Here is a 25,445-nt window from a genome sequence, read left to right on the forward strand (position 1 = left end):
CGGGGAACTGCGCGCTCAGCCACAACGGACCGCGGCCGACAAACGACCGCCACCCGATGGCCCCCGCAGTTCCCCACCTGACCCAGCGGAGCGCTTACGCGTCCTTGAGTTCCTGGCGCTGGCGCCCCAGACCCTCGATCTCCAGCTCCACCACGTCCCCGGCCCGCAGGTACGGCTTCGGCTCGGGCTGCCCCATCGCCACGCCCGCCGGAGTCCCCGTGTTGATCACGTCGCCCGGGTACAGGGTCATGAACTGACTGACGTACCGGACCACTTCGGCGACCGGGAAGATCTGGTCGGCCGTGGAGCCGTTCTGCTTCAGCTCGCCGTTGACCCACAGTTTCAGGCCGAGCGCCTGCGGGTCCGGGACCTCGTCCGCCGTCACGAGCCAGGGGCCCAGCGGGTTGAACGTCTCGCAGTTCTTGCCCTTGTCCCACGTGCCGCCGCGCTCGATCTGGAACGCGCGCTCGGAGACGTCGTGCGCCACCGCGTATCCGGCGATGTGCGCCAGGGCCTCCTCGTGCGACTCCAGGTAGCGCGCCGTGCGCCCGATGACGATCGCCAGCTCGACCTCCCAGTCCGTCTTCACGGACGTGCGCGGTACGAGCACGGTGTCCTCGGGGCCGACGACCGTGTCCGCCGCCTTGAAGAAGACGACGGGCTCCGACGGCGGCTCGGCGCCGGTCTCGGCGGCGTGGTCGTGGTAGTTCAGGCCGATGCACACGACCTTGCCGATCCGCGCGACCGGCGGGCCGACCCGCAGGCCGTCCGCGTCGAGCACGGGCAGCTCGCCGGACTCGGCGGCGGCCCTTACGCGCCCCAGCGCCGCGTCGTCGGCGAGCAGTTCCCCATCGATGTCGGGGACGACTCCGCCCAGGTCACGCAGGACACCTTCGGCATCGAGCAGGGCCGGGCGCTCCGCCCCCGCGGTACCGACTCGCAGCAGCTTCATGGTTGAGACTCCTTGATCGAGGAGGGGCCTCGCGACGGGTGCAGCCATCGGAGGACTGGTCGATCGTCCAAGGTCCTCGTCCAGTCCGCAATACCTCGTTCACGGACTGGACTTCCCCCAAGCTCTTGAAGCGCTCCTTTTAGAGAGCAGGGGGGACCCCCACCGCGGCAGTGGCAAGCGCCGCGGCAGAGGGCATGTCGCGGTAGAGAACGGCCCGCTCGACGGCGCTCCACGTCGTGCTCGTGACCACGTACAGGGCGGCCGCGAGCGGCACGAAGCCCACCGTGAACAGCGTCATGAACGACATCAGCGGCATGATCTTCGTCATCGAGGCCATCGCGCCCGCGCCCGGCGCCTGCGGCCCGTCCGCGGCGGCCGGCAGCATCGGCTGGGCCGCCATCTGACGCTTCGTACGGGCGTAGTTGAAGCTCGCCACCGCCGCGACGATCGCGAACAGGACCAGATAGACGACGCCCTGAGCGCCGAAGAGCCCGCCGTCCGCGAGCGCGTCCTTGAAGCGCCCGCCGAGCGGCGCGGCGCCGAGGGTGTGGCCGAGCAGGGCGTTGGGCTCGCCGCCGATGCTGCCGTTCGAGAACAGGTGGTAGAGCAGGAAGAAGGCGGGCAGCTGGAAGAGGCTCGGCAGGCAGCCGGACAGCGGCGAGACCTTCTCCTCCTTGTGCAGCTCCATGATCGCTTTCTGGAGTTTCTCGGGGCTCTTCTTGTGCTTCTTGCGCAGTTCGGCGATGCGCGGCTGGAGCTTGGCGCGCTGGCGCTGCCCGCGGGCCGAGGCCCTGGACAGGGGGTGCACGAGAAGGCGTACGAACGCGGTGAAGAGGACGATCGCCGCCGCGGTCGCCGAGGCATGGAAGAGCGGGTCGAGCAGGTCGGCGATGTGCTCGACCAGGGTGGCGAAGACAGACATGAACGTCGACATGGGTGAGCCCTCCGGGGGTCCCGTCGTGCCGGAATCGGAAGACCGCCGGGAAGGGCGGCCGATCGGCGTGACGGCCCGTAGGGGGACTGCGGGTGGAGCAAGTCCGTGGAGCAAGTCCGTGGAGCGACTCCGTGGAGCAAGTCCGTGGAGCAGATCCCCTACGCGGCCGTCAGGAGGAGACGGCCGGGTGCTCGGGGGCGGCTGCGCCCGCGGGCGTCGGGATCGCGCTGCGGCAGGAACGCGGTGCGCTGCTCGCGGTCGCGCATCGTGGTGCGGACCCGGGTGCGGGGCACGGCGGGGGCGCTGCGCGCGGCGAGCAGGGAGCAGACGGCGAGTGCGGAGCCCGCGGCGGCGGTCGCGGCGAGCGCGACGGCGGCGGTGAGGCTGCCGGTGTCGACGAGAACGGTCTCGACGAGGAGGAACAGCAACAGGGCGGCGGGCCGCAGGGCCGTGCCCCAGGTGCGCGTCATGTCCGGCGTCCCTCCTTCCCGCTGCTCGGTCCCCTCCACGTGTTGTGGCGTTCTGCCCGTTATACAGGATGGGCCCGGACCGGATGAAGGGGCGGCTTCTCGGCCCCTCGCTCACCGGGGCCACATCCACTCGCTCATCGGGGCCGCATCCACTCACTCACCGGGGCCGCATCGACCGCAGCTTCCCCCACACCGCGAGCCGGTACTTGGACGTGTACTCGGGCGTGCAGGTGGTGAGCGTGATGTAGTACCCCGGCTCGCTGTACCCGGCGCCCCGCACGACCGCGCTGCGCGGCACGCCCGCGATGACGCCGCCGTCGCGGGCGGAGGTCTGCGCGAGGGTCTTGTCGACGACGTACGTGTACTCGGCGCCGCGCGTGCGCACCTGGACCTCGTCGCCCTTGCGCAGCCGGTTGATGTACCGGAAGGGCTCCCCATGGGTGTTGCGGTGCCCGGCGAGCGCGAAGTTCCCGGCGCGGCCGGGCTGGGCGGTGGCGGGGTAGTGGCCGACGTAGCCCTTGTTGAGGACGTTCTGCTTCCCGACGCCCTCGGCGACGGGGACGGTGAGGCCGAGGCGGGGGATGCTGAGGACGGCGTAGGCCTGGTCCCAGCGCGGTGTCGGGGGTGCGGTGGCGGGAGTGGTGCGCCGGGTGGACCGGCTGCCGTCGCCGCCCGCCCCGGAACCGGCCGGGCTGTCGTCAGCGGCCGGATCGGAGGCCCGGTCCTGGCCCCTGTCGCCCTGCCCGTCCGAGGGGGCGGCCGCCCACTCCCGCTCCAGCGCCCGCACCTTGCGCTCGGCGCCGGCCCGGGCCTCGCGGTTGGTCCACCACAGCTGATGGACGACGAGAAGGAGAAGGACGACCCCGAGGGTGACGGTGATCTCGGCGCCGGTCCACAGGGTGCGGCGCAGGGCCGAGGGGCGTCGCGTCGTCGTGGGGCGCCGCGGGGCCGATGAGCGGCGCAGGGCCGAGGAGCGGCGCCCGGGCGCACGGCGTCCCGCGCGCGGCCCCTGCCGCACGACGACCGGCCGACGCTCCCGTTCCCGTTCCCGCCGCCACTCCGGCTCCCGCTTCCGCTCCCGCTCCCGCTTCGGCTCGCGCACGGCCGCAAGATAGGCCCTGCCTCCGTAACTCACCAGGGAACGGACCGGCCCGCCCGTAAGATCGCGCCTCATGGGTCCCCTCTGGCTGCTCGCGCTGATCCCGTTCATATCGGGCCTCGTCCTGGCCGTCTCGCAGATTCTGCAACTCGTCACCGAGACACTCCGGCGTAGCACCGGCACGGTGGTCGACGCGGCCGTGACGGGCCATGTCGCGTCGAACGAGGCGTCGTACGCGGCGCTGTACCCGGTGGTCAGCTGGACGGCGGCCGACGGCACGGCGCACGAACAGGCGCTGCCCGACGAGGTGGGCCCGCACGCGCTCCCGGAAGGCCGCCGCGTACGCATACGCGTCGACCCGGCGCACCCCGGTCTCGCAGCCCTGGACACCGACCGCCGCTACCGCTCGTGCGTGGCCTGGCTGTGGGCGGGGACGGTGCTGTGGGCGGGCACGCTGGCCCTGGTGGTCGGGCGCATGGCGTACGTGTTGAACGAAAGCGACGGGTACGTGAGCCGGTGGTGACCTGGCGCCGGTGACGGTGGTCGGCAGTACGGTGTCCCCCATGCGCCCCGACACGCCTGCTACGCCCGCCGAGCCTGTAGACCATGCCAACCACATCGCCGAAGCCGAGCGCCTGGAGCGCATCGCCGGCCTGTATCCGGAGGACGCCGAGCAGCTGCTCCTCCAGGCCGCGGCGCACTACGAACTGGCGGATGCCCGCCAAAGCGCGGCCTCGCTGTACGACGGCCTCATTGCCCGACCGCCGTCCGAGCTGGAGCAGCCGCATCTGGTGAAGGCCCTGATGGCCGCGAACCTGTGGGAGTACGGCCACGAGGCCGAGGCTCGCGCGATCATCACGGGCATCCGGACGGCGGCCCCGAAGGACCCGGCCGCGTATGTGATCGTGGCGGAGGCCCTGGAGTCGCACGACGAACTGGAAGCGGCGCACGAGTCCTTCACGGAGGCCCTGACGCTGCTCCTGCCGGAGGCGGAGCGCACGAACCCGCCGTACGAGACGCACCCGCTCCTCCTGGGCCGCCACCGCGTACGCCGCCTGATCGGCCTGGAGCACGACGAGTGGGACGCGCTCGCGGACCGCGTCCACAAGTCCGAGGTGACCCTGGACGAACTCCACGACCCGAACCGGACGTGGGCGCTCGGCTCGGACAACCCGGCGGAGCTGAGGGCCGAAATCCTGCGCCTGCGCGCGGAGTTGGGCTCGTACAGGCAGGCACTGTCCCGCCCGTTCCCGGTGGCGGTACTGCACTGGACGGAGTCGGAACTCTCGGAACTGGTAGCGGCCTACCCGTCCCTGTCCGCCGAATACCCCTCCCACGAGGAGCACTTGGCGACCATAGAGTCCTCCCTCCGCGAACTCGCGGCATCGGGCACTCCGAACCTGGGCATCGTCACGGGCACGGTCCCGTCGTACGAGGCGTTCGCGGCGTCGGAGTCCTCGCCCCCCACAGACGCGTCGCTGCTACCGCAGTACGCCACGACGCTCGCGGCCCGAGGCCGCGCGGTGCCGTGGCCGCCGGAGGCGGGGGCGGAGTGCTGGTGCGGGTCGGGGTCGGCGTACGGGGAGTGTCATGGAGTGGAGGGGTACTGACCAGGGACGCGGAACCTGGTCAACTGGCCTCTGGATGGCAAGGGTTGAACATTCACGTGACGACGGACGGAGAGGCGGGAAGCGAAAGTCCCGACGGGGTTTCCGCCCATTCTTCGGACCCTCGCCACGCTATGTCCGACCCTTGCTGCACGTAACGCGACGGAATTGGCAGATCTGAGCCACAACGCGGATCAGCGGACGTCGGTGCTGGAGGGCCTCACGAGCCGACCGTCACACTCGGCTCCCGGCGTGGGCAGTAGTACGAGGCGCTCGCCTCCACGATCGGGTACAGCGACCTGCTCAAGGTGCTGTGCGAACTGCCCTGGCCGGAGCCCGCACGGTTCTCGCCACACCTGGAGTCGCTCGTCGAGGCCGGTGGCCTCGATCCTCCAATCGACGTCTGGGTCGTGATCCCCCCGGCAGACCGCGGGCCGACGCACTGGGACCAGGATCCTCAGCTCCTGGCCCCACTCCCTCGCCCGACGCATCCGGCGGCGTGGCCGTCTGCGACGCGGAGTAGCCGTGCTGTACCCGGTCGTCGAGGCCACGCCCACTCTCGGCACGGACGGATCGATCGACCCGCGCCACTTCGTCATGGCCTTTAACCTGGTTCCACCGGCGGGTTCTGTACGGCCGGGCCAGAGCCGGCTGCGTTTACGTGCCCGGGACTCGGGCAGGAGCGAGTTCGCGATCATCGATCGCCAGGACATCCGGCCGTAAGAGGCACACGACCCCATGAGCACCGCCAAACCCTCCTCGCCCGGCGTCTCCGCGAGAATGAGCCGGCAGGCGAGGCGGGACACAGCACCCGAGGTCGCGGTCCGCCGCCTGCTCCACGCCTCAGGCCTCCGCTACCGACTCAATGTGCGAGTCCCGGACATGCCCAGGCGGACGATCGACATCGCCTTCCCACCCGCGAAGGTCGCCGTCTTCATGGACGGCTGCTTCTGGCACGGCTGCCCGCAGCATGCGACACAACCGAAGGCGAACGCGGGATGGTGGCGCGCGAAGCTGGACAAGAACATGGCGCGGGACCGGGAGACGACCGAGCATCTGGTCGCTGGAGGGTGGACGGTTCTGCGATTCTGGGAGCACGAAGACCCAGAGGAAGTGGCCGTACAGGTAGGGGCTGCCGTGGAACGGCGCCGCGCACAACAAGCGAGGGGACGGAACGAATGGGCGGGCTGACCTTCGTGGACGTGTGTTCCGGGGCGGGAGGGCTCGCCCTCGGCCTCGAACAGGCGGGATTCGAGCCGCGACTGCTGCTGGACGACGACAAGCACGCCGTCACCACTCTGCGGACCAACCGACCCCTGTGGAACGTGCTTCACGCCGATTTGCTGGACTTCGAACCGTCCGAACACCCTGAGAGCTACGACGTCGACCTCCTGACAGCGGGCTTGCCACGAGTGAAATCGAGTGCGACGGTCGGGCGGGCCGACTCGCATGTGGAAGAGCGGCTGTTAGAGGCCACGATCTATCTCGTCCATGCGATCAGGCCTCGGGCGGTCCTCATCGAGAACGTTCCCGCGCTCGCGCACTCGGGCGAGTACCAGCAGTTCCGTGATTTCGCCCGGGCCGAACTGGTGCACTTGGGATACGAGTTCAGTTGGTTCGTCCTGAACGCCGCGGATTTCGGGGTTCCGCAGAACCGCAAGCAAGGCGTCCTGGTAGCCGTCGAACAGCGCCGCGCCGGGGCATTCCGGCCGCCGACTCCCTCCGTGCAGGAGCCGACGACTGTCGGGGCCACTCTGGGGCCGTCCATGGCCTCGCGCGGCTGGATGGACGCCGCCCGCTGGGCCTCTCAGGCCGGCCAGCTGGCTCCGACACTGGTGGGCGGCTCCAAGAACCGGGGCGGTGCCGACCTAGGACCGACTGGAGCCAAGCGAAAGTGGGCGACCATGGGCGTCGACGGCCACACCCTGGGCGACGAGATCCCCGGCCCGGACTTTGTATGGGACCCCGAAATGGGCAGGGGCGGCATGGTGAAGATCACATCTGAGCAGGCCGCGCTGTTGCAGGGATTCCCTGAGTCATGGGAGATCTCTGGACGCAAGACACCCCGGTACCGCCAGGTCGGGCATGCAACGCCGCCGCCCGTCGGGCGGGCACTGGGGCGAGCCGTCGCTGAAGCACTGAACGGGGATCCGGCATCCCCTGTTGCCGGCTAGACTTCGGCCACATGACCAGCACGGCGCCCCACAAGTCCATCCTCGACAAGCCCTTTGTCCTGGACCTCTTCGCGGGACCCGGCGGACTGGACGTCGCCGGGCACAAGCTGGACATCCCGAGTCTCGGCATCGAGTGGGAGAAGAGCGCCTGCCTGACCCGATACGCAGCGGGACTGGACACCATCCACGCCGATGTGAGCGCGGTTCGCCGTGACTCCTTCGATACGCTGCCGCCGGAGATCAATGTCCTTGCCGGTGGCCCTCCGTGCCAGACCTACTCTGTTGCCGGACACGGTGCCGGCCGTGAAGCTCTGGAGGAGGTCAAGAAGTACATCCACCGGCTGATCGCGGGCGAGTCCGACGAGGCGATCGACGCGGATCTGAGAAAGCTCACCGACCCGCGTACCGCCCTGGTCCTGGAGCCTCTTCGCTACGCCATCCAGGCAACCAGGAGCCAGACCCGTGCGCACCGCCCGTACGACGTCATCGTTCTCGAGCAGGTACCCACGGTCGCCCCGGTCTGGGAGCGATACGCCGAGGTGCTGACAAGCGAGGGCCTCCCTGATGGCACCAAGTACGAAGTCGTCTTCGACGTTCTCGCCACCGAGCGGTACGGAGTGCCTCAGACGCGGTCACGCGCCGTGCTGATCGCTCGGCGTGCAGGACTCGGACGGCCCTCCCTACCTTCGCCGACCCACCGTGCCTACGAGCCGAAGGGATGGACTCGTAGGAGTGCCTCGGCCGAAAGCCAAGTCCATCAGCCCACTCTGGACGACACCAGCGCGCCGGCGGCAGACGGACAGGAAGGGGCAGAGAAGCAATCGTGGAGGTCCATGGGTGAGGCCCTCCGCGACCCCGTGGGCACACATCCCGGGCGAACCACTCCCTTCCTCGTCCGCTCGAACTACGGCAGCTCCGGAAACCCGGGGCGCCGCGGGGTGCGGACCGACCAACAGCCCGCCGCCACCGTCACCGGTCGCATCTCCCGCTTCGTGGTCTTCGAGCACCTCGACGAGAACATCGTCCAGGAGGGTGCTCGATTCAGCATGAACGAGGCGGGGATGCTGCAGAGTTTCCCGCCGGACTACCCGTGGTCCGGTACGGCTCAGGCCCAGCAGGTCGGCAACGCCGTGCCGCCCGCGTTCGGCATGCACCTGCTGAGCGCAGCACTCGGTCTTCCGGTCCCTGACACAAAGACCCTGAGCAAGCCGTGGCAGGCCACAACAGAGCACCAACGGGCCAAGCTGCGAAGCCACGGCTGCGGGGCCGCCGACACGTGCACCGACAGGTGTCCGCGTCCGCAGGACCAGGTGCCACCGCCCTCCTCGCGCCCGCGCAAGAAGGCTTCGGTCAAGAAGGTCGCTCCGCGCTCGACCGGCCTCTGACCGGCGCGGTCTTGAGCAGGTCGGCGAAGTAGTCGGTGAGCGCGGCCACGGATTCCTCCGGAGCCGGCTCCTCGTCGGGCCCCTTCGGGAGCGCATGCCGCTCCACGGGTGGCGCCGACCCCGCCTCCGCGATCCAGTCCCGCAGACGGGCCGGGTCTCTGGGCTCGTCCGGTGCCAGGACGTCATAGATCAAGGTTGCTCCGGCCGCGTTGATTGCGGCGCTGAGGCCATTGACCCCTCGCCCTGTGGTGACCTGTTCGTTCCGCAGGAGCCGAACCAGGGCTTGGGCGGTGGGCCGGTGGTCGATCAACTCCAACCGGAGAACGGTGTGAATGAGGTCCTGGTTTCCGCAGGCCGCCTCGACCGGCTCGTAGTCCGACCCGTCCCTGAAGAGTTCAGCCGCCCACCACAGACGGGAGAAGCACTGGCGATCGGCGACGCCACGGAAGCGCTCCACGGCGATGCGCCGTTCCGGCCTCTTGGTCGTCGGCTCCGACAGGTGGCGCCACGCGACATAGTCGGGAGCCACGGCAAGGGCCAGGTGGTTCCACAGCCGCTTGTCAGCCGCCTCTCGCCGCGTAAGGCGCAGAGTGGCATGGAGCCGTGGCGCGAGCCAGGCGTCCGCTCGGGTACGGTCCTCCCGGAACTCGAACATGGCGTCTTCCACCAAGCCACGGATCGGTTCCGCCGACCACCTGGCATCGTCCTCGGGAAGCGGCTCGACCACTTTGGCGAGGTCGATACCACCGTGTACCTGCTCACCCCTGAGCAGTTCCTCGGTGAGAAAGGGATCGACAGCCGACGTGGGAAGGTGCGCCAAGCGATCCGGCACGTGGTTCGGCTTGGTGATCACAAGTTCCCCCGGTTGATCTGTTCCAGACTGCGAATCGCATAGCCCAGCGCCTTGGCGGCTTCGGCACGGCGGACCGCCGCGTAGTGGATGCGGGTCTGCAGCTCCACCCAACCCGAGTCGCCTGTGCGGCGACGATGGACCTGCCGCAGGGCTTCCTCCACATGCACGCCGGGAATCACATCGGGGAGCATCTCCCGCAACACCTCGCCCTGCCAGTCGGTCGGGAAGACCGGGCCACTGCCGGGCTCGACCTCCAGATCACCGATAGCGCCGTGGAACACCGCCGTCCAGGCGTCGGTTGCCATCTGGGCCACCACGAGGTCTCGCACCTTGCTGTCCACGCCGGAGCCACTGCTGTCCAGCAGCCCCATGACGCCCTCCACATCGGTGTTCACGAAGACGGTGGGCACCCGGGCCGAGGTGTCCACGATCCAGGGCGCGTCGGCGTACGCGTTCAACCATTCCCGGGAGCTTCTCCTGAACGAGGCTTTCTGGACATCCAGTTGGAGCCCACGGGTCGGCTCCTCCGAGACCGTGTCGATGATCCAGCTCTGGTCGGTCTCCGCGATGGCCCGGCCGCACACTCCGTCCACCGTGGCGACGGCGTGCACGGCGAGGAAGGCCCGCCCCACGTGATCGTCGCGGAGGACCTCCAGGGATCCGGACCAGTCTCGACCGTCCTCGGTGTCGTGCCCCAACTCCACCGAGGTGCGAATGTTGGTCTCGCCGTCGGTCAGCACAGCCAGGACCCGCACGTCGGACCAGGGTGCGTCCGATGCGTTCGCACCGGGCGGCAGAGTTGCCGACAGACCGATCGTGGCGCTCACCCAGTCGGCGTGACCAGCGACACCGAGTGCGACGGCCTGTTGCTGGGTCGAGTACGCGTTGGTCTCCAACGGGTCGAGGGTGCCGTCGGGGAGCCTCAACGAGGCTGAGTTCACCCTCAGCGTGACCGGACGGTTGAGTCGCTTGTACGGATAGATCTTCACGCGTCATCCCCCTTGCCTGCTCGGAGTTCGACGACGAGACGGGTGAGCGTCGTCCTGACCGGGTGGCTGGTGACGTCTGTGGATCCTCGGAACTTCGCGCGCCGAACGCCCGGCGTGAAGCGCAGGACTCCGTCCTCCACCTCACAGCCCTCGACGGCCACCAGCTCGGCCCAGATCAGCTTCGGGCGACCACCGGAACGCACGTCCAACTGAACGACCGGCACCATGGGGGTGACCTCGTCGCCGCGCGGGATGCTCACTTCGGCGGTGATCAGCCACTCCCCCTCCTTACCGATCGTCGCGTCGAGCCTGTCCAGTACAGGGACAACCGGACCGGAGGGCACCTTCGGCTTGGGCCTCGTCTTCACGGTCAGTGCCTTGCGAAGGGCCTCGCCGCCTTCACCGGCGCTGCGCCTCGGTCGTGCGACGAGCTCCTTGACCGCGCTGTTCACCTCGGTGGTCAGCATGTTGATCCGGCGATACGCGGACGGGGACCAGCGCAGGGTGAGCTCCTCCGTCTGCCCCCAGCGGTCGTGCTCGGGTGGCTCCGCCGCACGCAGGAATTCTTCCGCTTCCTTCGCGAAGGGGGCTGCTTCCCCGGCGGCCTCGCCCACCAGAAGAACAGCCTGGAAAGGATTGGTCCCGAGCGGCAGGTTCGGCACGCCGGTCTCTTTGACCGTCATACGGTTGCCGCGCAGCGAGTGGACCTGATTCTTGTCCCCGTCCTTGTCCACCAAGCCGTCAGTGACCAGCAGAACCGCTTGGTGGACACCGAACGTTCCGCGGACCCCTCCGGACAGCGGCAGCTTCAGCGGAACACTTCGCGCCGCGACGTGTCCGGCCTCCGTGAGCCGGTCCACCGTGGTGCCCTCGTAGTGCGCCCGCAGAGCCCGCGTTCGCGAGGGTTGCTTGTCGGAAGGATCCACCTGCTCCTCCTCCACGACCACATCGCCGTTACGCAGGGAACGGACGGAGGCCTCCAGCAGGGGAAGCCTGCTCCCACCCCCGGTCATCGCGGCCCAGAAGTCCCGCCCGAGAGCCTCGACCAGACGGCGGTGCATCCTGCGGATGTCGCGCGTGTCCTCGTCGCCGTCGTTCGCAGGCGCTTCGTCGTCGACGTCGGACGACCTCTCGTCGAGGCTGGCCACGTCGTGCGCACCGACAATCAGGAAGGAGGTTCCCGGCTCGTCGATCTCCCGGGTCAGGTGCAGGCGTGCCACGGTCTCCTCGTCCGCCCACCAGGAACGAGCGACCTGGGCGCCCGGAGAATCAGGGTCCGGGCGTCCGAACCAGGCGGGGCCGGCGTACGGTCGGCCGTCCACCTCACGCCAGGGCAGTTCGAGACGGCCGATGATTCGACGCTCGGTACGCCCCTCGTGAGGCACGGACAACGTGGAGTTGATGAGCACGAGCCCCAATGCGCTCGTGGCCCACAACGTCGCCTTCCCGAGGCCGTACGAACCACCCGCTCCATGGCTCGACTTGAGACTCTCCAATTGCCGTCTGACCACGGCGGCAAACTTTCCGTCCGCGTAGTCGTCGCCGATGAGTCCGGAAGCGTTGTAGTCGTCGACCCGCAGCAGGACCAGACGACCCTTCTCGTACATGTCGCGCACCCCGGCGTCCACGACCCGGCCGACCTTCTGACTGCCCGCGCCCTCCGAGACGGCGGAGTAGTGGGGGAAGAGGTCGTTCCAGAGGATCGCCTCGCGGAAGGCCTCGAGCGACTCACCCGTCAGCTCGTGCAACGTATAGCGGACCTTGACAGGACGGCCGTTCTCCGTGAGGCGTTCGTCCAGGCTGTTCTGACAGGTCTCTCGAGCAAGCACCTGTACATCGGCGTCGAAGGCGAAGGCCGCGGCATTGCCCAGGTCACGGCCACCGTCGGGATACCCCGGGCGGTGATACCAGGTGGTCGGAAGGCCGGCCTGGGTGTCGGTGGTCCGGGTGTGCACCGTGCCCACGTCTGTGCCTAGGGCTTTGGCGATGTCCAACATGACGGTGGGACGCGGAGTCGACCTTCCGGTGATCCATGCAGAGACGGCGGCCCGAGTCAACTTGAGCTCCTCGGCCAGCTCGGCCTGGGTCTTCCCTGCGAGCTTGAGCTGCCGAGCCAGCCAGGGCCCGAACTCCTCACCTGTCTCCACGCGCCACCTGCTCTTCCCCTCCGAGCCGCAGCGGATCGCTACGGCAGACCCGGAGGCTAATTTGACGCCGACTCAACTGTCAACCAACAGTTGATCGCATCCGCACCCAACAGCTCTTCACTTGGTGCCCGATTTCAGCTATTTCTTACATTTCGCACGCCCTTACGCCGACTTGAGAGCGGAACCATCAACTCCCCATCCGATGAAGGCAGTTGGGGTTGTCAGATCCTGGGGCTGCCGATAGCTTTGTACCGACGGAAGAGCCGTCTCGCTCGCTAACCCCGAATTTCGGGAAAGCCGGGCGACATGGGACACAAGTGCGTCCAAATCCAGAGATGGGATCGAAATACCCCTGCACCAGCACGCACCCCTGACCGTCTCGAAACTGCACAGAAACGTTTTCCCCAAAGAGCTGGCACCGCGAGACCCGAACCCCCTACCGTTTTCGACGGGGAAGGGTCTCAGTTCGAGAACTACCTACTTCACGGGGGACACCTGTGTCCAAACCCCTGTGCAACTCCAACTACATCACATCACGGGGGTCGACCTTCATGGACGGACAGGAATACGGCGAGCACTTGAACTCAGGCCGCGAGATGAGCGCATTCAACTTGGAAATACAGATGGCGGAAAGCAAGGCCAGGGTGGCAGAAATCCTCGAACGGGTCGACCTGTCCGAAGACGACTTCATCGAAGGATTTCCTGATTTGGCAAAGAAGGTTCAAGGGCTGCCGGACGGGTCTACCCTCTCGGACTGACGCTCCTGACTGAAACAGCACCCGCAAGCGCAGCACTAACACCGTGGGCTGAGGCGTATCAGACCTCGTAGAACGCTCGCCTTGAGGCCTCAGCAACCATCGCACGCCCATGAGAACAACGGGGCCGGCTGTCCACTCCTGACAGCCGGCCGGTGGTTCTCGTCCAAGAGCCAGACCTTGAGACCCAGGAGCGCAGGAGCTGTGTCACCTTCGAATCAGCCAGTGATCGAAACCGTTCTCGAGCAGTCCACTCGAGTTCTCCACACCTATGCCGTGGACCCGGGCCTCGTTGCCGAACACGCAAATGGAGAGCGCCGGATCACCCAAGGCGGATACGGCGACCGTCAGCTCTTCGAACTCGTCCAGAACGCGGCCGACGAGATTGCCGGAGAGCCGGGAGGGCGCGTCCACGTAACCCTCACGGGAACGCATCTGTACTGCGCCAACGAAGGAAGTCCGGTCACCTCCGAGGGCGCGGAGACAATTCTTCGGATGAGCATGTCGAAGAAGCGTGGAGGACAGATCGGAAGGTTCGGCGTCGGTGTGAAATCGGTTCTCGTGGTGACCGATGCGCCGGAATTCTTCAGCAGCTCCGGAAGTTTCGGATTCGACCGTGCATGGTCGTACGAGCAGATCAAGGAAGTAGCCGGCGTCGTCGCTCGGTACGGTCAGGAATTCGACGCCCCCGTGCTGCGGATGGCCCGCCCTCTCGACATACAGGCCGAGCGCGCCGCCGACCCCGTCCTGCACGAACTGCTGACCTGGGCAACCACCGTCGTCCGCCTCCCTCTGCTCCCGAAAGCGGACGAGCGGCTGGGGCGAGACATGCACGGCGGCCGCGCCAAGGATCACGGCGAGCCCCGCGACGAGTTCCCTACGGGCTTCCAACTCTTCTCACCACACGTGGCGAAGGTGGTCCTGGAGGATCGTCGCCCCCGCCCTGTGGCTCGCCGGGTCCTGACCACACGGCACTCCGGCGATCTGCACACCGTGACCGAGGAAAGGACGGGAAAGGCCACCACCACTGAGCGCTGGCGGGTGTTCACCACCGCCCACGAGCCCGGTCCGGCGGCACGGGCAGACGCCGGCGAACTCCACGACCGGCTGTCGCTCGCCCTGTCCTGGGGTGTTCCCGCCCTGGAGAGGGACGCGGAAAGCGGACTGTACGTCAACTCGCGGACCCGTGGCCGCGGCAGGTTCTGGTCCTTCTTCCCGACCAAGTACGAGATGTCGTTGAGCGGCATCCTCAACGGTGCATGGAAGACCAACGAGGACCGGCAGAACCTCCTCGACTCCTCGCCCTTCAACCAAGAGATAATCAAGGTGTCGGCGGCGCTGGTCGTCGACTCGCTTCCCGAACTGGCACCCGCCGAGGACCCGGCCGCCTATCTCCGTCTACTTCCCGGACGGGTCAAGGAGGCAATCAGTTGGGCGGACGAGTTCCTGACCCGGGAGATCTGGGCCCGCACCGCGACCCTTCCGTCCCTGCCGGACCAGGACGGCGTCCTGCGCGTCCCCACCGAACTGCGTATCCACCCCCGGCTCGACAAGGACCAGAAGAGGCTGGCCGGTTGGCTGCGGATGTGGAACGCCTGTCCCGGGCGGCCCTCGAACTGGCTGCACCCGAGCGTCGAGGCGGACGTGCTGCGTTCCGGGAAGGTCGAGCACATCCTCGGCGCGGCCGGACACGAGCGGTCCGACGTCCGCTCCTGGCTGGAGGCCCTGGTCGTGGGCGGTACTGCCGAGGCCTCGGCCGTGGCGATGCGGATCCTCGCCGACATGATCGAGCGTGGTTCTCCGTACGCGGACGAGGCCCGCAAGGCGCACATCGTGCTCACCGAGGAGCACGGACTCGTACCTCCCGTGCACGGTCGGGTCTTCCGTCGCGCCGATCAGGGCGGGCTGCGCGAGTCCCTGGTGTACGTGGTCGACGCGCTCGCCCAGGACTCGTCGCTGGCGCACGCGCTCAATGTCCTCGGAATCCGTGAGGCCGACGTCGAGGGACGCTTCGTCAGCGTCCTCGACCAAGGCTTCGACGGCTACAGGGGTGCCGAGTGGGAGCGATTCTGGGAGCTGTTCCGCCAGGCCGGGATCCGTCGGTTGGCGCACAGGGTCCTGGAGCGTGTCCCCTCGCCCGGCTCGACGCTGCGCGTACGGACCGCCGACGGACGGTTCCGGCCGATCGAGGACTGCATGCTTCCAGGCCCGGTGGTCGACGCCGGACGTGACCCGAGCATCGCCGTCGACATGGCCTTCCACTCCGACGACGTCGCCTTCTTCGCACAGGTCGGCCTGCTCGAACACCCCACCAGGGGAGTGCAGCCCAAGGAGGGAACAGCCTGGTTCGACGCCTACCGGGAGGCCGTCCATTCCGCGTACCTGCGCAAGCTGGACAGTCACGCCCCTCGCCCTGCGCTGAACCGGCTGAAGGTCGAGGGGGCCGCCATCGGGGGACCCCTGCACATCTTTCCCGCGCTCTCCGAGGCCTCCCGCGCCGCATTCCTGAAGGCGCTTCCCGACGACGCCGTAGTGGACAACTGGACCCGTCAGATCGGTGCGCAGAGCGGCACCCGGCAGCCCGTGGTCTCGCCGATCCGCTGGATGCTACGCAAACACGGCGCGGTCATCACATCCCAGGGAATCAAGCCGTTGAGGGAGGCGGTGGGTCCCCAGCTCGCCGCCTACCGCGACGTCCTCCCGGTCGCCGACATTTCCGCCGAGAAGGCTCGCAAGCTGCGGCTCCCAGCCACGGTCGACGAAGTTCCCGCGGACCGCTGGGACGCGCTCCTCGGCGAGGTCACCCGTAGCGAGGACGACTCCTTCGTCGGCGCCACCTACGTGATGCTCACTCGGTTCGGCGCGGACTTCCCTGCGGACTCCCTCACCCGCTGCCGCATCGGCGACACCTGGGGCACCCGCCCCGATGCCGAGATCACGCTTGCCGTCGGTGCCGCCGAGTATCGGGCGCTGCGTGCCGAGCAGCTTCCGGCGCTGCTCGTGCCCACTTCCGACGACGCCGAGCTGATGGTGGAGAACTGGGGCATGCTCCGCTACGCCGATGTGATCAGCCGGGAAACCCGTGAGGTCGTCGAGGGCGCTCCGGTCCCGCTGGTCGAGCTGTTTCCCGCTCTGCGGCGGAATCTCAACGGCTCCAATCGGAACAGCCTGGTGCAGCGGTGCACCGAGCTGGAGGAGGTCACGCGCACCCCCAACGGCACACGCACCTCTCCCCTGGACGCCGTCCGCCAGGACGGCACCGTCAAAGTCCGCGTCCCTCTCGACCCCGAACCGATGCTGCGACTGATCGACCGCGAACTCGGTCTGGGCCTCGGCCCGTCCGGCTGCAGGGCCGTGCTCGAGCATCAGGACCGGATGGCACGGGACAGCGCGATGCAGGCAGCGCGGAAGGCTGTGCGCGACACCGAGGACGTGGTCGCCAAGATCGAGCTGCTGATAGGGGCCGAGGCACTCCGGGGTGGCCTCCCCGAGGGACTCATGGAGGCAGAGCTCCAGGCGACCGACGGTGTCGAGCCGTCGGGTCGGCGGATCGCGCAGATGGCGTTCAACGCACACGGCGACGGTGTGCTGCATCAGCACGCCCGCGACATCCAGGCACGGTTCCCCGATGCCCCGGTGTCCTACAGCGGCTCTTCGTCCGCCGTCGCCTTCGTCTCGGACCTGAAACTGCCAGTGTCGTTCGCGGGTTCGCGGACCCCGACACCACCGTCGTCCGAGACCGTCGAGGGTCCCCGGGACTTCCCGAGCCTCCACGGCTACCAAGAGGACCTGGTCCGCAACATCACCACCATGCTCGACCGCCTCGCACCTCAGCGCGGCATGCTGTCGCTGCCGACCGGAGCGGGCAAGACCCGCATCACTTCCGAGGCCGTGATCCGCTGGGTCAAGCGCGTGGCGGACCTGAGGGGACCACTGCTATGGATCGCACAGACCGAGGAATTGTGCGAACAGGCCGTTCAAAGCTGGAAGTTCGTCTGGAGCAAGGTCGGCGCGGAGAGGCCGCTGACCATCAGCCGTCTCTGGAGCAGCAACGAGGTCGGAAACGTCGTCGATCACCCTCACCTGGTGGTCGCCACCGACGCCAAGCTGGAGCGCTGCCTGGGCACCGAGCAGTACGCATGGCTGAAGCAGGCTGCCCTGGTGATCGTGGACGAGGCCCACACCGCCATCTCCAAGAGGTACACCGAGATCTTGAGCCTTTTGGGGCTCACCCAGTACGAGACCGGCCGGCACCTGCTAGGCCTGACCGCCACCCCGTTCCGCAACACCAACGAGGACGAGACTCGCCGCCTGGTCAACCGCTTCGGCAACCGACGGCTCGACGAAGGCGTCTTCCCGTCCGGCGACCCGTATCGCGATCTCCAGAATTGGGGGATGCTCGCACAGGTCGAGCACCGCACTCTGGAAGGTGGTCGGATCGAGCTGACCCGTGACGAGAAGGTACAGGCCGAGCGGATGGCGATGCTCTCACGCGCCGCCGAACAGCGGCTCGCCGACGACCACGCGCGCAGCCGACGCATCGTCGATTCGGTGGCCGCACTGCCCAGCGGCTGGCCGACGCTGCTGTTCGCCACCTCCGTCGACCATGCCAAGTACCTGTCGGCCATGCTCAACGACCGGGGAATCCCCTCCGCCGCCGTGGACTCGACGACGAGTGCGCATGACCGTCGCACACGCATCGAGAGCTTCCGCAACGAGCGCATCCAGGTACTCACCAACTACGGTGTCCTGACCCAGGGATTCGACGCTCCCGCCACGCGCGCCGTGGTCGTCGCCCGGCCGGTGTACAGCACCAACGTCTACCAGCAGATGATCGGTCGAGGCTTGCGCGGTCCGCTCAACGGCGGCAAGGACACTTGCCTGATCCTCAACGTCAGCGACAACATCGCCAACTTCGACACCCAGCTGGCCTTCACCCAGTTCGAGCACCTCTGGAGCAGGAAGTGACCGACGCCTACCTCGACAGTCCGCCTCTCACCGACGAGCAGCGGACCGTGGTCGAGCAGCCTTGGGACGCGCGCGTCCTGGTCACCGCCGGAGCCGGGGCGGGCAAGACGCACACCTTGGTGCGCCGCCTCGACGCGCTGTGCGGTCATGAGGGCCCCGACGAGACTCTGGAGGCTGCCGAGATCCTGGTGCTCACCTTCTCCCGTGCCGCCGCACGCGAGTTGCGCGAACGGATCGCCCGGCACGGGGAGCGAGCTCTACGGGTGCGCGCCCAGACCTTCGACGCCTGGGCGTACGGGGTACTTCTCCACGCCCGCCCGGACGTCGAATGGAGCAAAACAGGCTTCGACGAGCGGATCACGGCAGCGGCTGAGGCGATCGAGCGAGGGGCGCTCGAGATTGGCGATTCCGTTCCGCCGGCTCACGTCGTGATCGACGAGGTACAGGATCTGCTAGGCGGCCGACGCGAGTTGGTGGAAGCGCTTCTCGACCGGTACCAGGACAGCTGCGGCTTCACGGTCGTCGGCGATGCCGCCCAGTCCATCTACGGCTTCCAGATCGAGGACCTGACCGAACGCGCCGACGAGACCGGGCGGTTCTTCGACTGGCTGCGCTTCTCGTACCCGGACGACCTGGTGGAACTCCACCTCACTCAGAGCTTCCGGGCCGTCACTCCCGAGGCCCGGGTCGCGCTGGAGTACGGCCCCAGGCTCCAGCGAGTCGCCGACGTGGACGAGGCGGCGACGCTCTACGAGGATCTGCGGGATCTGCTGCTGGAACCAGCGAACGGGATGGGTGCCCTCGCCGACCAGTTCACCATGGCCGGCCTGCGGGACCTCTCCGAGTCGTGTGCGATCCTCACCCGCGACAACCGACAGGCTCTGGTGGTCTCCGGCCTGCTTCACCACCACGGCGTGGAGCACCGGTTGAGGCGCCCGCTCGAAGACCGGCCGGTGCCGTACTGGGTTGCCGAGCTGCTGCGCCGCACGGAGGCGACAGGCCTCACCCAGGATCGGTTCCGCTCTCTGCTCGACGAGATCCCCCTGCCGTACGAGCCGAACGCGGGCGCCCTGTGGACGGTGCTGCGCCGCACAGCACGCGGGGCCGGACGCGACGTTATCGATCTGGAGCGGCTGCGTCGCTCGGTCTCTGACGGCAGGTTCCCCGACGAGGCGGCCGACCCGGAGACCACCAGGATCGTCGTTTCCACGGTGCACCGGGCCAAGGGTCTCGAGTTCGACAGGGTGATCGTCCTGAACCCGCCGACCGTCGTCGAGCTCGGCAAGCAGTACAAGGACGTGTTGGACCTTCCTGCCGAGGCACGAGCCCTCTATGTGGCGATGACGCGCGCCCGCCGGGATCTTTACCACGCGGAGTCTCCCGAGCTTCCTCTCCTCAGGAGAGCGGGTGGCAGGAAGAACGGTCGCCGGTACGTGGGTGGGTGGCGGTCCTACGACCGGTTCGGGATCGTCGTCGAGGCGAGTGATGTCAGTCGGGACAACCCTCCCGCTCACGACACCGATGCCGTGGCGACCCAGGCGTATCTCCTGAACCATGTCGGCCCCGGACAGGAAGTGGTGTGGCGGAAACGGCATGACCTGCCGATGGGCGAGTACCAGAGCCCGCCCTACGCGCTGATCCACGACGGGCGGCAGATCGGTGAGGCCTCGGAGCAGTTCCGCGAGGAGTTGTTCCGGGTGCAGAAGGTGAATCGGACGTGGGATCCCTGGTGGCCCGACGAGATCCACGGAATACGGGTGGACACCTTGGAGACCGTCACGGGCAGCCCCGCGGCGGGCGCCAACGCGGGTCTCGGTGATCGGGGTGTGTGGATCGCGCCCCGGATCACCGGCATCGGTCGGTACCGACGAGCCGACGACAACGAGGAGCAGCGCGCATGACGTACGTGGCAGGCCGACACTCCGAGCACTACCGGGTCCGGGACGAGGAACTCCTGGTGGGGCTCCGCCGTGAACTCCTCGGCCCCGCGCAGGATGCCGAGCCGGGCGACAGGGACGAGGTGCTTGAGCAGGACGCACCGATCGATCGCTACCTGACGGGCGTCCTGTATCCGCGAGCAGCCGACAGGGCCGCACAACAGCGGAAGGCTGAGGATCACGCCGAACTGGACGGCCTGGACGTCGCCCCGCGGCTCGCCCACGACGACGTCGAGGAGTCCGGCACCGCACAGGAAGTCGGCGCCGCGATGGACCGGCGCCCTTCCTCGATGGGGTTGACCTTCGCGATCGACCCGGCCATAAACGACACGATCGTGGTCTCTGCACGCGCAGCCGTCTACGAGCCCACGGACGCGGACGGCACGCTGATCCCGGCCCGCCGCGCCGAGGCCCGCACCACTGCCGACCAGCGGGAGCGGTGGCGACGTAGGGAGCTCGACCTCCCGGATCAGTCCGTCGTCGTGACCGAGCCGGCTCCGGGCGAACCGATCCCCCTCACCCCGGAAGCCGCACTGCACGTCATCGCCCGACGCCCCGACCCCAATACCGGGACGGTCACGGTCACGATCACGCTGATCAACACCCAGAAGGTCGGCGAGCGGGATCTCCAGGACGCGTACTCCTTGTTCCAATGCGGTCTCACGGTGCGGGCTCTCGACGGCTCCACCGCGTTCGTCGAGCGCGCAGCCCCGTCCGCCGCCCACGATCCGGAGATCGCCACGAGTCGGCTGCTGCACCGCCACGCCCCGACGTTCGCCGTCGGCCACGGCTGCTCCGCGGAATGGGACTGGACCCCGCCGCCGATCGGTATGACCGACACCGTCCGGGCCGCCGTCGCCGAGGTACGGAGCGAATTCGTACCCACCGTGGAGGTGCTGCTCACGGACTCCAACCCGGAGATCGACAGCTCAGCGCTCTCCATGTTGGGGCTGGCGGAAAAGCCCGACGGCGAGGTCCTGGCCGCTCTGGAAGAGCTCGTGACGGGCTACGAGCGCTGGATCGACCGCAAGGCTTCCGAGGCGGAGGCCCTGACCGGTGAGGCCCACGGAAAACCCGCCCGGGATCAGGTCGAGGCGTGCCGCGAGGCACTCTGCAGAATCCGTGAGGGCATCGCCCTGCTGCGGATCAAGCCTGATCTGATGCGGGCGTTCCGGCTCGCCAACCGTGTCATGGCCGACCAGCGTGCCCGCAGCGTCTGGGTGAAGGGCGGGCGCCACGGCTCCCCCGATCCGTCCGCAGGCCGCTGGCGTCCCTTCCAGATCGCGTTCATGCTGCTCTGTCTGGCCGGCATCGACGGCCCCGAGCACCGCGACCGGCAGGTCTCCGATCTGCTGTGGTTCCCCACTGGTGGTGGCAAGACGGAGGCCTATCTCGGACTGATCGCCCTCACGTCGTTCCTCCGTCGTCTTCGCCAGGGTACGAACGGCGGAGGTGTCACCGTTCTCATGCGCTACACGCTGCGTCTGCTCACCCTGCAACAGTTCGAGCGCGCGGCGGTACTGCTCTGCGCCATGGAGAACATGCGTCGCCGCACACCCGAGTTGGGTCATGAGGAGTTCTCCGTCGGTATGTGGGTGGGACGCTCGGCCACCCCCAACATGCTGGTCGAGGCCGACAAGAAGCTCGATGAACTGCGTGCGAACCTCGACAAGCGGCTGGCCACCGAGAACCCCGTCCAACTGCACGGCTGCCCCTGGTGCGGGACCCGTCTCGACGCCCGGAACTACGAGGTGGACGAGGACGCCAAGCGGATGCACGTCCGCTGTACCGGTGCGGGCTGCGACTTCGCCGACGGCCTGCCCGTCCATCTGATCGACGAGGCGGTGTACGACGCCCGGCCTACGCTGGTGATCGCCACCGTCGACAAGTTCGCCTCGATGCCATGGCGTCCGGCGACCTCCGCACTCTTCAACCGGAATGACCCGGACGACGCCACCCCTCCGCCGGAGCTGATCGTCCAGGACGAACTCCACTTGATCTCAGGCCCTTTGGGGACCCTCACAGGCCTCTACGAGACCGCCGTGGACGCCCTGGCCGACCGGCCCAAGGTGATCGCCTCCACGGCGACCATCCGTCGCGCTGCCGACCAGGGTCGACACCTCTTCGCCCGCGAAGTGAGGCAGTTCCCGCCGGCCGGACTGGATGCCCGTGACTCGTGGTTCGCCGTGGAGACACCGCGCGAGGAGAAGGCGAGCCGCCGCTATATCGGTCTCCTGGCCCCAGGTACCAGCCAGTCCACCCTATTGATCCGCACGTACGCCACTCTTCTGCACCGCGCCAAGCAGGCGGAGACCCAGGACGAGGTGCGCGACGCGTACTGGAGTCTCGTCGGATACTTCAACAGCTTGCGGCTCCTCTCGGCGGCCGAACTCCAGGTCCACGACGACGTGGTGGCCTATCTCGAGCTGCTCGCCGAGCGTGAAGGCGTGACGGTGCGGTCGGTCTCCAACTACTCCGAGCTGACCAGCCGGATCGACGCCAGTGAGATCCCCACCCGCCTCAAGGGCATCGAGAAAAGGCTGCCCGACGAGGACACCGTGGATGTCCTGCTCGCCACCAACATGATCGCGGTGGGCGTGGACGTGGACCGCCTCGGCCTCATGGCCGTGATGGGCCAGCCTCAGACGACCGCCGAGTACATCCAAGCCACGAGCCGCGTCGGTCGCGCCCATCCCGGGCTGGTCGCGGTGATGCTCAACTCGACCCGATCCCGTGACCGTTCCCACTACGAGAGTTTCCAGCACTACCATTCGGCCCTCTACCGTGAGGTCGAGTCCACCTCCGTCACGCCGTTCTCCGCCCGCGCCCGCGAACGAGGCCTGCACGCGGTGATCGTCGCCCTCGCCCGCATCCTGATTCCCGCCGCCCGACCCAATGAAGGAGCCGGCGAGGTCGAGTCCTACGAACCCATCCTCCGTGGCCCTGTGAAGTCCGTACTCCTGGACCGCGTCCGGGCGGTCACCCCGGAGGAGACCGAAGCCGTGTCGCTCGCCTTCGACGAGTTCGTCGAGTGGTGGTGCGAAGAGGCCGACATCCACGGCGGCCTCCTCTTCGAACCTCGCCGGGGCAGTCGAGTCCCCTCGCTCCTGAAGGCGTACGACGACGAGGCCGAGGATTCCGAGGCGTGGTCCACGCTCTGGAGCCTGCGGGACGTCGACGCCGAGTCCGCACTGTTCATGGAGGGAACCCGATGACCCCGCCCCCCGCCCGCCGTCGCCGGGCCGGCGCAACGGGAGCCGCACCCGCACACAACCTCCCGCGCCGCGGCACGGTCCGCCGTGCCCAGGCGATCACCACGTACGGTGTCGGATCGCTCATCGCCGTCGACCACGAGTCCTTCGTGGTCTCGGGTCTGGACCGCGCCGAGGAGACCTGGAACACCGACGAGTCTCCGCGGGTCCACGAGCGTCGCCTGGCCCGCGTCCTCGGTGTCGACTATTTCCGCATGCCGCCCGCGTCCGACGACACCAGCAAGGACGGCCTCCGGGTCCGACGCTTCCCCCTGATGCACTCGTGCCTGGAGTGCAACGAACTGCAGCGGCACCGCGACTTCAACCCGCCCGCGGGTCGAAGCATCTGCGGCGTCTGCGAGGTCGAGCTCGTCCCCTCACGTTTCGTCGTCGCCTGCGAAGCCGGACACCTCGACGAGTTCCCGTACTGGCAGTGGGTGCACCGCTCTGCCGAACGCGGTGCGACCTCTTCGGGACAGTGCGGCGGAAAGCTCAGGATGCGTTCGTCGGGGCGCACCTCCTCGCTCCGCTCGATCCTCGTCTCCTGCACCTGTGGACGCGCTCCCGAGGTCTCGATGGAGGGCTCGTTCCGCAGGAACGCACTCAAGGACCTCGGCCTCAAGTGCCGAGGCACTCGCCCTTGGCTTGGCACGTCCGCCCCCGCACAGGAGTGCGGACTTCCTCTACGTACGCTCCAGCGTGGTTCCTCGGCCGTGTGGCAGCCGGTGCTGAAGTCGGCGCTCTCCATCCCTCCGTGGAGTGACGGTCGCGCGGATCCCCTCGCCGAACACTGGGACGCCCTCCGCCAGTACGACGAGCGCGAGCACGTCGAGATCTACCTCAAAGGTGTCTTCAAGGGAGCGTGTCCTGTACCTCTCGACGAGGTGATGGCATTGCTCGACGCGGAGCGCGAAGAGGATCCCGATGGTGAGGCCGTCCCCACCTTCGATCACCGTTACCGCGCCTTGCGCAACAAGGAGTACGAGCGTCTCAGCGCGGGCAACGACGAGCGCGAGCACTCTCACGACGAACAGTTCGTCTGCGAGACCCCGCTGGGCGACCAGAGCGTCCTCGGTCCGATCGGCGTCACCGGTCCGATGCTGGTCAAGAAGCTCCGTGAGGTACGCGCCCTCAAGGCCTTCACCCGACTCGCGGACCCCGACTCGACGACCGAATCGAAGGAAATGCCACTCTCCGATTCTCCCTTGCGTTGGCTCCCTGCCATGCAGGTGCGGGGTGAGGGAGTCTTCCTCCGACTGGACAAGGACCGACTCGACGTCTGGGAGAAGGCCGCGGCGGTGGCGGCTCGGATCGAGCGGATGCGCACCGCTCACCAACGGGTGCTGGAACAGCGGGCGGACGACCCTGCCCGGGTCGTCCCTTCGCCTGCCACACCGCGCATGGTGCTGTTGCATACTCTGGCGCACGTTCTCATAAACGAGTGGAGCCTGGAGGCTGGTTATCCGGCTGCTTCCCTGCGCGAGCGTCTCTACGCCGCCGACGACATGGCCGGGGTGCTCGTCTACACGGCGACGAGCGACTCCGCGGGCAGTCTCGGAGGTCTTGTCGCCCAAGGCGAACCGGACGGTCTCGACCGGTCGATCCGTTCGGCCGTCCACCGAGCCGAGTGGTGCTCCTCCGATCCCCTGTGTGTTGAGTCGGAGGCGTCGGGAACCGGCAGCACCAACCTGGCCGCGTGTCACGCCTGCGTGATGCTCCCGGAGACCAGCTGCGAGCACAACAACTGCTTGCTCGACCGTGCGCTCCTGGTGGGCACCCCGGACGACCCGTCCATAGGGTTCTTCTCGGGTCTCCTACAGGGCTGAGGCAGCCACAGGCACTTCCCAGATCGGGCAGGGTTCAACGCAGCCGCCTGAGGCACCGCCTCAGGCGGCCGGCCGCGTCAGCCACCCCGCCCACCGAA

18 protein-coding genes are annotated in these 25,445 nt (G+C 68.1%); 11 read left to right on the plus strand and 7 right to left on the minus strand.

Going from position 1 to position 25,445, the window contains the following annotated elements; all coding sequences use genetic code 11:
* Positions 1 to 94: 94 nt before the first annotated feature.
* The 4 genes from ACY0PA_RS17335 to ACY0PA_RS17350 all read right to left on the minus strand — a co-directional run bounded on the left by ACY0PA_RS17335 (position 95) and on the right by ACY0PA_RS17350 (position 3,320).
* Entirely contained in the window at positions 95 to 952 is an 858-nt protein-coding gene (locus ACY0PA_RS17335; RefSeq protein WP_473085470.1) for a fumarylacetoacetate hydrolase family protein, read from the minus strand.
* A gap of 139 nt (positions 953 to 1,091) precedes the next feature.
* A complete protein-coding gene (locus tag ACY0PA_RS17340; protein ID WP_473085471.1) occupies positions 1,092 to 1,886 on the minus strand; it encodes a YidC/Oxa1 family membrane protein insertase in 795 nt (264 codons plus the stop codon).
* A 158-nt stretch (positions 1,887 to 2,044) separates the two neighbouring features.
* Positions 2,045 to 2,356, minus strand: coding sequence for a DUF6412 domain-containing protein (locus ACY0PA_RS17345; protein ID WP_473085472.1), 312 nt, complete (start codon positions 2,354 to 2,356; stop codon positions 2,045 to 2,047).
* A gap of 157 nt (positions 2,357 to 2,513) precedes the next feature.
* Positions 2,514 to 3,320, minus strand: a complete 807-nt coding sequence (locus tag ACY0PA_RS17350; RefSeq protein WP_473086346.1) for a class E sortase — start codon at positions 3,318 to 3,320, stop codon at positions 2,514 to 2,516.
* 208 nt (positions 3,321 to 3,528) lie between these two features.
* Between ACY0PA_RS17350 and ACY0PA_RS17355 the strand changes: the two genes are divergently transcribed.
* The 6 genes from ACY0PA_RS17355 to ACY0PA_RS17380 all read left to right on the plus strand — a co-directional run bounded on the left by ACY0PA_RS17355 (position 3,529) and on the right by ACY0PA_RS17380 (position 8,621).
* Entirely contained in the window at positions 3,529 to 3,978 is a 450-nt protein-coding gene (locus tag ACY0PA_RS17355; RefSeq protein ID WP_473085473.1) for a DUF3592 domain-containing protein, read from the plus strand.
* Positions 3,979 to 4,018: 40 nt separating this feature from the next.
* Entirely contained in the window at positions 4,019 to 5,065 is a 1,047-nt protein-coding gene (locus ACY0PA_RS17360) for a hypothetical protein (RefSeq protein WP_473085474.1), read from the plus strand.
* A gap of 522 nt (positions 5,066 to 5,587) precedes the next feature.
* The gene (locus ACY0PA_RS17365) at positions 5,588 to 5,785 is read left to right on the plus strand and encodes a hypothetical protein (protein WP_473085475.1); all 198 of its coding nucleotides are present in this window, start codon (positions 5,588 to 5,590) and stop codon (positions 5,783 to 5,785) included.
* A gap of 15 nt (positions 5,786 to 5,800) precedes the next feature.
* Positions 5,801 to 6,253 carry a very short patch repair endonuclease gene (locus ACY0PA_RS17370; RefSeq protein WP_473085476.1) on the plus strand — a complete coding sequence of 151 codons (453 nt, stop codon included), beginning with the start codon at positions 5,801 to 5,803 and terminating at the stop codon, positions 6,251 to 6,253.
* Positions 6,241 to 7,236 carry a DNA cytosine methyltransferase gene (locus ACY0PA_RS17375; protein WP_473085477.1) on the plus strand — a complete coding sequence of 332 codons (996 nt, stop codon included), beginning with the start codon at positions 6,241 to 6,243 and terminating at the stop codon, positions 7,234 to 7,236. The genes ACY0PA_RS17370 and ACY0PA_RS17375 overlap by 13 nt, the downstream gene beginning before the upstream one ends.
* Before the next feature lie 11 nt (positions 7,237 to 7,247).
* Complete coding sequence (locus tag ACY0PA_RS17380) at positions 7,248 to 8,621, plus strand: DNA cytosine methyltransferase (RefSeq protein ID WP_473085478.1); 1,374 nt, start codon at positions 7,248 to 7,250, stop codon at positions 8,619 to 8,621.
* On the opposite strand, the gene ACY0PA_RS17385 is transcribed toward ACY0PA_RS17380, so the two are convergent.
* From ACY0PA_RS17385 to ACY0PA_RS17395, 3 genes are read right to left on the minus strand one after another with little or no spacing between them, the layout of a single operon-like run.
* Positions 8,587 to 9,474 (minus strand): DUF6339 family protein, encoded by an 888-nt coding sequence (locus ACY0PA_RS17385; protein WP_473085479.1) that lies wholly within the window; start codon positions 9,472 to 9,474, stop codon positions 8,587 to 8,589. The genes ACY0PA_RS17380 and ACY0PA_RS17385 overlap by 35 nt on opposite strands.
* The gene (locus tag ACY0PA_RS17390) at positions 9,471 to 10,463 is read right to left on the minus strand and encodes a hypothetical protein (protein WP_473085480.1); all 993 of its coding nucleotides are present in this window, start codon (positions 10,461 to 10,463) and stop codon (positions 9,471 to 9,473) included. The genes ACY0PA_RS17385 and ACY0PA_RS17390 overlap by 4 nt, the downstream gene beginning before the upstream one ends.
* Entirely contained in the window at positions 10,460 to 12,610 is a 2,151-nt protein-coding gene (locus tag ACY0PA_RS17395; RefSeq protein WP_473085481.1) for a helix-turn-helix transcriptional regulator, read from the minus strand. Before ACY0PA_RS17395 ends, ACY0PA_RS17390 begins: the two co-directional genes overlap by 4 nt.
* A 551-nt stretch (positions 12,611 to 13,161) precedes the next feature.
* Here ACY0PA_RS17395 and ACY0PA_RS17400 point away from each other — a divergent pair.
* The 5 genes from ACY0PA_RS17400 (at position 13,162) to drmB (ending at position 25,347) form a co-directional block, all read left to right on the plus strand.
* Entirely contained in the window at positions 13,162 to 13,368 is a 207-nt protein-coding gene (locus tag ACY0PA_RS17400; protein ID WP_473085482.1) for a hypothetical protein, read from the plus strand.
* A gap of 201 nt (positions 13,369 to 13,569) precedes the next feature.
* Positions 13,570 to 18,333: a sacsin N-terminal ATP-binding-like domain-containing protein gene (locus tag ACY0PA_RS17405; RefSeq protein WP_473085483.1), complete on the plus strand. Its 4,764-nt coding sequence runs from the start codon at positions 13,570 to 13,572 to the stop codon at positions 18,331 to 18,333.
* Positions 18,330 to 20,234, plus strand: coding sequence for a UvrD-helicase domain-containing protein (locus ACY0PA_RS17410; RefSeq protein ID WP_473085484.1), 1,905 nt, complete (start codon positions 18,330 to 18,332; stop codon positions 20,232 to 20,234). Before ACY0PA_RS17405 ends, ACY0PA_RS17410 begins: the two co-directional genes overlap by 4 nt.
* Entirely contained in the window at positions 20,231 to 23,485 is a 3,255-nt protein-coding gene (locus ACY0PA_RS17415; protein WP_473085485.1) for a helicase-related protein, read from the plus strand. Before ACY0PA_RS17410 ends, ACY0PA_RS17415 begins: the two co-directional genes overlap by 4 nt.
* Positions 23,482 to 25,347, plus strand: coding sequence for a DrmB family protein (gene drmB / locus ACY0PA_RS17420; RefSeq protein ID WP_473085486.1), 1,866 nt, complete (start codon positions 23,482 to 23,484; stop codon positions 25,345 to 25,347). Before ACY0PA_RS17415 ends, drmB begins: the two co-directional genes overlap by 4 nt.
* The last annotated feature ends 98 nt before the right edge of the window (positions 25,348 to 25,445 follow it).

The organism is Streptomyces sp. DS1-CR2 (assembly GCF_055760475.1).

Coding starts and splice junctions, on each gene's coding strand:
- ACY0PA_RS17335 (WP_473085470.1), bottom strand. CDS start 952: ATGAAGCTGCTGCGAGTCGGTACCGCGGGGGCGGAGCGCCCGGCCCTG.
- ACY0PA_RS17340 (WP_473085471.1), bottom strand. CDS start 1,886: ATGTCGACGTTCATGTCTGTCTTCGCCACCCTGGTCGAGCACATCGCC.
- ACY0PA_RS17345 (WP_473085472.1), bottom strand. CDS start 2,356: ATGACGCGCACCTGGGGCACGGCCCTGCGGCCCGCCGCCCTGTTGCTG.
- ACY0PA_RS17355 (WP_473085473.1), top strand. CDS start 3,529: ATGGGTCCCCTCTGGCTGCTCGCGCTGATCCCGTTCATATCGGGCCTC.
- ACY0PA_RS17360 (WP_473085474.1), top strand. CDS start 4,019: ATGCGCCCCGACACGCCTGCTACGCCCGCCGAGCCTGTAGACCATGCC.
- ACY0PA_RS17370 (WP_473085476.1), top strand. CDS start 5,801: ATGAGCACCGCCAAACCCTCCTCGCCCGGCGTCTCCGCGAGAATGAGC.
- ACY0PA_RS17375 (WP_473085477.1), top strand. CDS start 6,241: ATGGGCGGGCTGACCTTCGTGGACGTGTGTTCCGGGGCGGGAGGGCTC.
- ACY0PA_RS17380 (WP_473085478.1), top strand. CDS start 7,248: ATGACCAGCACGGCGCCCCACAAGTCCATCCTCGACAAGCCCTTTGTC.
- ACY0PA_RS17400 (WP_473085482.1), top strand. CDS start 13,162: ATGGACGGACAGGAATACGGCGAGCACTTGAACTCAGGCCGCGAGATG.
- ACY0PA_RS17415 (WP_473085485.1), top strand. CDS start 20,231: ATGACGTACGTGGCAGGCCGACACTCCGAGCACTACCGGGTCCGGGAC.
- drmB (WP_473085486.1), top strand. CDS start 23,482: ATGACCCCGCCCCCCGCCCGCCGTCGCCGGGCCGGCGCAACGGGAGCC.